Origin of the sequence: Sulfurovum sp. bin170 (assembly GCF_010892395.1) — a bacterium.
In the GTDB taxonomy this organism is placed as follows: Bacteria; Campylobacterota; Campylobacteria; order Campylobacterales; family Sulfurovaceae; genus UBA1140.
In genome coordinates this window covers 1-7,559 of the sequence record NZ_JAACKB010000346.1, presented here as the reverse complement: position 1 = coordinate 7,559, position 7,559 = coordinate 1, and the positions used below count along the sequence as shown (strand labels likewise).

8 protein-coding genes are annotated in these 7,559 nt (G+C 38.8%); 4 read left to right on the top strand and 4 right to left on the bottom strand.

Annotated features, from left to right (window positions below):
• Nucleotides 1-194 precede the first annotated feature (194 nt).
• Together GSY74_RS08295 and GSY74_RS08290 are read left to right on the top strand one after the other, a co-directional pair.
• The gene (locus GSY74_RS08295) at nucleotides 195-1,844 is read left to right on the top strand and encodes an FAD-dependent oxidoreductase (RefSeq protein WP_164664638.1); all 1,650 of its coding nucleotides are present in this window, start codon (nucleotides 195-197) and stop codon (nucleotides 1,842-1,844) included.
• 1 nt (nucleotide 1,845) lies between these two features.
• Nucleotides 1,846-2,535, top strand: coding sequence for a succinate dehydrogenase/fumarate reductase iron-sulfur subunit (locus GSY74_RS08290; protein WP_164664637.1), 690 nt, complete (start codon nucleotides 1,846-1,848; stop codon nucleotides 2,533-2,535).
• On the opposite strand, the gene GSY74_RS08285 is transcribed toward GSY74_RS08290, so the two are convergent.
• From GSY74_RS08285 to GSY74_RS08270, 4 genes are read right to left on the bottom strand one after another with little or no spacing between them, the layout of a single operon-like run.
• A complete protein-coding gene (locus tag GSY74_RS08285; RefSeq protein ID WP_164664636.1) occupies nucleotides 2,532-2,876 on the bottom strand; it encodes a hypothetical protein in 345 nt (114 codons plus the stop codon). The two genes, GSY74_RS08290 and GSY74_RS08285, sit on opposite strands and share 4 nt — an antisense overlap.
• On the bottom strand, nucleotides 2,870-4,024 hold the full coding sequence (locus GSY74_RS08280; protein WP_164664635.1) for a cell wall metabolism sensor histidine kinase WalK: 1,155 nt from the start codon (nucleotides 4,022-4,024) through the stop codon (nucleotides 2,870-2,872). The genes GSY74_RS08285 and GSY74_RS08280 overlap by 7 nt, the downstream gene beginning before the upstream one ends.
• Nucleotides 4,014-4,682: a response regulator transcription factor gene (locus GSY74_RS08275; protein ID WP_164664634.1), complete on the bottom strand. Its 669-nt coding sequence runs from the start codon at nucleotides 4,680-4,682 to the stop codon at nucleotides 4,014-4,016. Before GSY74_RS08275 ends, GSY74_RS08280 begins: the two co-directional genes overlap by 11 nt.
• 12 nt (nucleotides 4,683-4,694) lie before the next feature.
• On the bottom strand, nucleotides 4,695-5,486 hold the full coding sequence (locus tag GSY74_RS08270) for a c-type cytochrome (protein ID WP_164664633.1): 792 nt from the start codon (nucleotides 5,484-5,486) through the stop codon (nucleotides 4,695-4,697).
• A 128-nt stretch (nucleotides 5,487-5,614) separates the two neighbouring features.
• On the opposite strand from GSY74_RS08270, the gene GSY74_RS08265 reads away from it, so the two are divergent.
• Nucleotides 5,615-6,304, top strand: coding sequence for an ABC transporter ATP-binding protein (locus GSY74_RS08265; RefSeq protein ID WP_164664632.1), 690 nt, complete (start codon nucleotides 5,615-5,617; stop codon nucleotides 6,302-6,304).
• Nucleotides 6,301-7,536: an FtsX-like permease family protein gene (locus GSY74_RS08260; RefSeq protein WP_164664631.1), complete on the top strand. Its 1,236-nt coding sequence runs from the start codon at nucleotides 6,301-6,303 to the stop codon at nucleotides 7,534-7,536. The genes GSY74_RS08265 and GSY74_RS08260 overlap by 4 nt, the downstream gene beginning before the upstream one ends.
• The last annotated feature ends 23 nt before the right edge of the window (nucleotides 7,537-7,559 follow it).

Here is a 7,559-nt window from a genome sequence, read left to right as displayed (position 1 = left end):
CAATGCCAATGAATTAAGAATATTGTTATTGATTTATTAGGACAAGGCAGTGCCATTGTCCTTACAATATTTCAATTTCAAAACAGTAGAGACAAGGGACTCCCTTGTCTAAATCTTTAATTCATTGGCATTGGGCTAAAGCCATCGGTTCCTGATTTTGAAAGAAGTCTAAATAAAATCTCTTTGGAGTATAGATGCTAGATATTTTAATAATAGGTTCAGGTGGAGCAGGACTCTCATCTGCCCTATCTGCCAAACAACAAGGTGCAACCGTAACAGTTGTAGGGAAAATTCATCCTACAGCTTCACAAACTTCTATGGCACAGGGTGGTATAAACTCCGCTCTTGGAAATGTGATTCCTGACTCTATAGAGGCTCATATTGAAGATACGATTAACTCCTCTCATGGGCTTTGTGATGTAGAGATGGTAAAAAAAATGTGCGAGGATGCACCTGCTACTATAGAGTGGCTAGAGAGTTTGGGTGTTCCTTTTGATAGAACTTCCACATCCAAAGTGGCTCAACGGCGACTGGGTGGAGCAAGTAGCAAACGAGCTTGTTACGCACAAGACTACACTGGTCTAAAAATCCTACATACTCTCTATGATAGTTGCCTCAAAGAGGATATAAAGATGATAGAGGAGCATATGTTACTAAATCTAATTGTTGAGGATAAGCAGGTTCAAGGTGCTACTTTTTGGGATATTGTATCAGGTGAGGTAGTAGAGATTAGAGCAAAATCTACAATTATTGCTACTGGTGGTTATGCTAGTATCTACAAGAATTTTACTACAAATGCTGATGGTTCAACAGGTGATGGTGTCGCTTCTGTACTTCGTGCTGGGGGGAGAGTGTCAGATATGGAGTTTGTTCAGTTTCATCCAACAGCACTAAAGGGTTCAGCGATACTTATCTCTGAGAGTGCTAGAGGAGAGGGTGGGTATCTTGTCAACTCCAAAGGTGAGCGATTTGTGGATGAGTTACTCACTAGAGACATTCTCTCTCGTGCTATCGCTTCTCAGATTCATAGGGGTGAAGATGTTTTTTTGGATATTCGTCATCTAGGAGAGGAGAATATCCTAAAGCTTATGCCACAAGAGGTTCATCTTTGTAAGCTCCATGAGGGGATTAATCCTGCTTTTGAACTTATTCCCATCAAACCTGTAGCCCACTATACTATGGGTGGGATAGATGTAAACCCATCTCTTGAGGTCTCTGGACTAAAAAACTGTTACGCAGTAGGTGAGTGTTCAAACTCCAAGATACATGGAGCAAATCGCTTGGGTGGCAACTCTCTTTTGGAGATTGTCTCTCTAGGTCGCAAGGCAGGGATTAACGCCTCTAAAACGCTCGGAAACGGAGAGTTTACTCCCGAACAACGGAGGCAAAGCCTTCCGACTCCAAGTTTTGCAACTACCCAACTGGAAAAAGACCAAGAGTACATAGATGGACTATTCGAAGAGTACCCTTGGGAGATGAACTTCTATGATATTCAAAATGAGTTAGGAGAGAAATTCTACAAATATGCTGGAATAGTCAGAGATAATAACCAACTCAATAACTTTTTGAATGAGCTAAGAGTTATAAAGGCTTCACTTGATGATATGGGGATTGGAGATAAAAATAGAGAGAACAATAGTAACCTTGTAGATTTTCTACAATTTATCAATATCTTAGAGGTTGGAGAGGTTCTGCTTGATTCGGCTATTGTTCGTGATGAGAGTCGAGGGGCTCACTATAAAACAGCTTTTCCTGAAGAGGAGGATAAGTTATATAAAGCTCACTCGGTCTATTGGATAGAGGATGGGGCATTAGAAAATAGATTAATAAAGGTGGGGAGTTGATATGCAAATTAAAATAAATCGTCAAAATGAGACAGTAGAGTACAACCTACCATTCAGAAGCACCACTCTACTCTCTGTTCTGTATCAGATAAAAAGTTGCAAAGATAACTCATTAACCTTTAGCTCAAATTGCCGTTCAGGAGTCTGTGGAGCATGTGCTGTTAGAGTCAATGGCAAAGAGGTTTTGGCATGTTCTCACACTGTTAATGATGGTGATTTGGTTGAGCCACTTCGTTATCATGAAGTCCAAAGAGATTTAAAGGTAAATAAATTAAAAGCTAGAGAGACATTAAAGACCTCTACGGCATGGCTACAACAAAAGCAAGAGACATCTATAAGTTCAGAGCAGATTAAAGTAACAGAAAAACAGAGTGACTGCATACTATGCGACTCTTGCTACTCTGCCTGTCCTGTACTAGAGGTAAATCCAAATTTTATAGGACCTTTTGCTCTGACTCGTGCGTTTAGATATACAGCTGACCCTAGAGAGTCTGATATAAAGAGTACGATTGATAATATACAGATAAATGGTATTTGGGATTGTACTCTCTGTGGTGAGTGTACAGAGGTCTGCCCACAAGGGATTGACCCAAAGATGGATATTATGATGTTGCGTGGAACTTCTGCACAGTTTGGGTACTCTGACCCTAACTTTCAGGCTATGGATTTTGGATTTGGTGGATTTGGTTAAGGTAAAACCAACTTCCCCCTAACATCAAAATAGTCCAAATAAGCATCAATATTTTCCACCAAAGCAGACTCATTCATCTCCATTGCCTCTTTTTGTGGAAACTTCAAAAAAAACTGTGAAGGCATAATCGAAGTCTCTTTTGATGGTGATTTTAGATATGTCAAAAGTCTCTTGCGAACCTCATTGTGGGTACTATATCGCATCAGATAGCGACGATAGATAAGCTCACTGGGAATCTGCTGTTGAATATGACAATCTATGCAGTTTTTTTGGAGCAAGGGGCTTGAGGATTGTGCCATTAGATTTAGACTAACTGTTGTTATCACTAGAAATCTTACCATGTGATTACCACCTTTGTACTTTTATTATATGTGGAGATAATATCAAACTCAAAACTGTATCGTTCTACCACTTGACCAACAATATCCAGACCAATTCCAAACCCACCTTCACTCTTGTTGTCTCGTTTAAAACGACCACGAATTAGCTCAATATTTTTCTCTATTATACCAACGCCACTATCCGTAATAGAAAGTTTCTCTTGGGTTAGAGTGACCATCAAGAGACCCTTTTTTTTATTATATTTAATGGCATTGGAGAGTAGATTGTCAATCATGCGAATGGCATCATTTTTGTCCATATCTAGGAGAATGTTTTTTTCAATATGGAGGTTCAGGTTCAGCTGTTTTGCCTCTATTAAAGTATAAAAATACTCAATACGCTCACGGGTCAATTGGGCAATATTTAGAGTCTCAATTTGACGATGATAGTTATGATTGAGTTTTAGATAGGTCAAATCCTCATAGAGGCGACTTAGGGTTTTTGAGGCTATCTCTATCCGTTTCATCTCTTGCTTTCCTTCACAATCATAGAGGGCATCAAGCAACTCAATATTGGTCAAAATCGTGCTAATTGGGGTATTGAACTCATGGGTAGTATCCTCAATAAATCGATTCATCTTCTCTATCGACTCCTTCATCGGTGCGATAAAAAGTTTGCCAAGAAAGACCCCTAGGAGTGTAAATAAAATACCTGCGACAAAGAGAAAAAGAATGGACATTTTGATTAGATTATCAATAGGCTCTTGGTTAATTGTTCGAGCAATAACAAGATGAGAAACCCCAAGATAGTAGGGATAAAGAGGGTGGATATGAAAAAGTTGCTCCCCTTGTTGATAGTACTCCTTATCCCAAAGTAGATTTTTAGGATTAAACGAACCAAAAATATAGGCTCTATCCAGACTATAGATAGCTGAATCAAAAGGCTTCTCTTGTGGATAAATCAGAGATGGTGTAAAGGTCTTGTTGAGTTGTCGTAACGCTTGTGTTAGACGCTCTGCTTCATCACTAAGTTCAGCATTTTGTGTGTCTATAATCTGATGTTTTTGAAAATCATAAAAGATAACTGTTGCGAGAAAGAAGAGTATAAAAGTGGAACTAAGATAGATGCCAAGAAAGCGAAAAAGAGAGCGTTTTTCGCTACGCAACATAACGATAACCCATATTCTTGATGGTCTCTATTTTTCTTTTTCCTAAAGCGTGACGCAGTGTATTGATATAGGCTCGTAAACTTCCTTGACTAGGGGTCTCATCATACTCCCAAAGCACCTCAAAGATTTTTTCATATATCAACAGTTCATTAGTATTTTTCAGAAAAAGAGCCAAAAGTTTTGCCTCTTTTGTCTTTAGGGCTACCTTTTCACTCTTATAACTCAAAAAAAGTCCTTTAATATCAAACGAATATCCATCACCTAAATCAACTTGACTGTTATGAGTTCCAAAATTTCGTTTCAAAAGTACTTCAACTCTGGCACGAAGCTCTTTAAGTGCAAATGGTTTTCGAATGTAATCATCACAGCCAATATCAAACCCTTTGGTGACATCATCAACTGAGTTGAGAGAGGTGATAAAAATCGCAGGGGTCATATCTCCCTCATCTCGAACCTCTGCCAAAAAATCAAATCCACTCTGATGAGGCACTTTGATATCCAAAAGCATCAAGTCAATGGTGTGTTCGTAGAGAATATCTTTGGCTTGAAGGGCATCATACGCAGGGTAGACTTTATACCCCGAATAGTCCAAAAACTGCTTGACCGTATCGCTAAGTTGCAGGTCATCTTCAAGCAGTAAAATACTCTGTTTTGGCATAATGAACTGCTTCTATTTTTTTGCTAAAAACTCTAGCTGTTTAGCCGACAAAATCTCTTTGGTCTTTGCCAAACAGATAAGCTGAACCTCTGTAGCATGAGCTTTGAGTGTCGCTACCTCTTGCACTAGTGGCATTATCTTCTCAACCTTCTCATTATTATCAGTCAATGCTTTTATCTTCTCTACTAGAGTTTTGATTTGAGGTTGAATAGCTCGTACCTCTTTCATAGTCCCTTGGCGTACTTTGAGTAGTTTAGCTTTCTGTTTATCACTCAAATCAAGCTCAGAATTATCCCAATTTTTCTGGACTGTTTTAGTGATATGAGGTAGTGATGCGATTAAAAATGGTGTGTTTTGAGTTGGTTGAACGCCTCTTTGTCTTTGACCCTTTCCTTTTCTATTTCCCTGACCCATTCCTCTAAAATCTTTTGGTGGAAAGTTATCAAACATCCATGAAGCGATAACCTCCAACTCTTTCTCATTAACATTACCTTTTTGAGATGGCATCAACCCAAATCGCTCGATTTTTTGAGGCATACAGATAGCTTTCTCTTTGGTAGGGTTGAGTGTAAAATCCTTGATAAAAGCAACCGCTTCAGCTTTGTTTGGATAGTCCATTTTGAGATGTCTCATTACACCCATGAGTGCAGGTGCTATAACTTTGCTCATATCTTTTGGACGAGTTGTACTGTGACAGGCTGCACACTTTGAGGCAAAAAGAAGTTCTCCTTCCGAACCAGCTTGGATTGATGGGCTAAATGTTAGTAGCGTGAGTGTTATGAATAGTATTCTATTTTTTTTCATAAATTATCCTTTTTATAAAATTATAGTCTGTATAGATGAATTGTAAGTGAATTTTACTGGTTAACAAGATGATTAACACTCCGTTAACACAAAAAGAGTAAAATACAAAAAAACATCAGGTGTTAACTATGATAAAAGCCAAAAATCTAAACAAAACCTATCAAATAGGTGAACTCTCTTTAGAAGTTATCAAAAACTTCTCCATCGAGATAGACAAAGGAGAATTCATCGCCATTATTGGTCCTAGTGGTAGTGGAAAAAGTACGGTTCTCAATATGTTGGGCTGTCTCGATACTCCGACCAGTGGAGAGGTTATCATTGATGATGTGGTCATCTCGGATATGAACAAACATCAACTCGCCCAGTTTCGAGGGCAACATATCGGGTTTATCTTCCAAAGTTTTAACCTTATCCCTGTTCTCTCCGTCTATGAAAATATCGAATATCCTCTGATTATGATTCTAAATCTTCCAGAAGAGGAGCGAAAAAAAAGAGTTCTAAATCTTCTAAAAGAGGTCGATATGCTTGACCAAAAAGACAAATTTCCAGAACAGATTTCAGGAGGTCAAAAACAGAGGGTAGCGATTGCACGAGCGTTGGTGACCAATCCTAAAATCATATTTGCCGACGAACCCACAGCCAATTTAGACAGTAAAACAGCCAATCAAGTCATTGCTCTGATGAGAAAAACTCAAAAAGATTACAACTCCTCGTTTATTTTTGCGACACATGATGAGAAGATAGTTGCCAATGTTGATAGGGTTGTTACACTTGTCGATGGTGAGATAGTCAAAGATGAGACAAGGAGTGTGTCATGAAAAATATTATCAAAATATCCTATAGAAATCTAAAAAGAAACAGCCGAAGAACATTTTTAACAGCGTCACTTATTACACTAGGGGTGATTTTTGTCTTGGTCTACTCTGCACTAGCAGGAAGTTTCAAATCCTATATGGTGGGGCAGATTACCGACTCAATGTTGGGGCATATTCAGATTCACAAAAAAGGTTATGTCGCCTCTGTGGATAACTTGCCACTTGATAAAAATCTAAATGCCAAACAGATAGAGAAGATAGAAAATATCCTGAAAAATAGTGATTTGATAGAGAGCTACTCATTTCGCATTAAATTTGGGGCGATGTTCTCAAACTTTGTAAGTTCTACCAATATAAGACTCAATGGAATCACCCCTGACAATGAGATGAAAACTTTGCCACTGCTTCAACAGAGGGTCAAAGAGTTTGAAGGCACTTTGGCAAAAAATGAGATACTTGTACCTGAACTTTTAGCCAAAGGGATGAAAGTCAAAAAAGGGGATACCATTGTCCTTGTTGCCAACAATAAAAACGGCTCTGTCAACGGTATCAACCTCAAAATTGCAGGAGTCGTTGAGCAGATAAGTGGACCAGGAGGACGAGACGGCTACATCCACATCGACGATGCACGAAAGATTCTTAGAATCAAGGGTGTAGAGGTAAGTGAAATTGTAGTACGACTCAAAGATGTCTCGATGTTAGAAAAAGCGATGAAGCAGTTTAAACCTATTACCGAGATGATGAACAAAAACGGTAAACCAGCTTTTGAGGTACATCCTTGGACAAAACTTAGTCCATTTTTCAACATTATCAAGATGTTGGATTTGATGAATAACTCCATCAAAATCATCCTTATCTCCATCGTCTTAATCTCCATCCTCAATGTGATGATTATGAGTGTCTATGAGAGAATCAAAGAGATAGGAACCATCTCAGCCATGGGAACTCCACCCTCAACCATTGTCAAACTTTTCCTTGCTGAGGGGTTGATGTTGGGAGTTTTGGGTGCTGTTATCGGTACGATTATCTCTATGGTGATTATCAAAGTCTTGGAAGTTGCAGAGATTAGCTACTCCTTTGGACGGCAGAGTGATTTGCTTTTGAGACCTGTTATCTCTATTTCAGAGGTGTTGAGTGTGGGGGCTATTGTGATTGTTATTTCGATTATTGCTTCTATCTCTCCTGCGAGGAAGGCTTCTAAGCTTGACCCTGTGGAGGCTTTGAGGACGAACTAATGGAACAGCAAAATATTTTTATT

Coding starts and splice junctions, on each gene's coding strand:
- GSY74_RS08295 (WP_164664638.1), top strand. CDS start 195: ATGCTAGATATTTTAATAATAGGTTCAGGTGGAGCAGGACTCTCATCT.
- GSY74_RS08290 (WP_164664637.1), top strand. CDS start 1,846: ATGCAAATTAAAATAAATCGTCAAAATGAGACAGTAGAGTACAACCTA.
- GSY74_RS08285 (WP_164664636.1), bottom strand. CDS start 2,876: ATGGTAAGATTTCTAGTGATAACAACAGTTAGTCTAAATCTAATGGCA.
- GSY74_RS08280 (WP_164664635.1), bottom strand. CDS start 4,024: ATGTTGCGTAGCGAAAAACGCTCTCTTTTTCGCTTTCTTGGCATCTAT.
- GSY74_RS08275 (WP_164664634.1), bottom strand. CDS start 4,682: ATGCCAAAACAGAGTATTTTACTGCTTGAAGATGACCTGCAACTTAGC.
- GSY74_RS08270 (WP_164664633.1), bottom strand. CDS start 5,486: ATGAAAAAAAATAGAATACTATTCATAACACTCACGCTACTAACATTT.
- GSY74_RS08265 (WP_164664632.1), top strand. CDS start 5,615: ATGATAAAAGCCAAAAATCTAAACAAAACCTATCAAATAGGTGAACTC.
- GSY74_RS08260 (WP_164664631.1), top strand. CDS start 6,301: ATGAAAAATATTATCAAAATATCCTATAGAAATCTAAAAAGAAACAGC.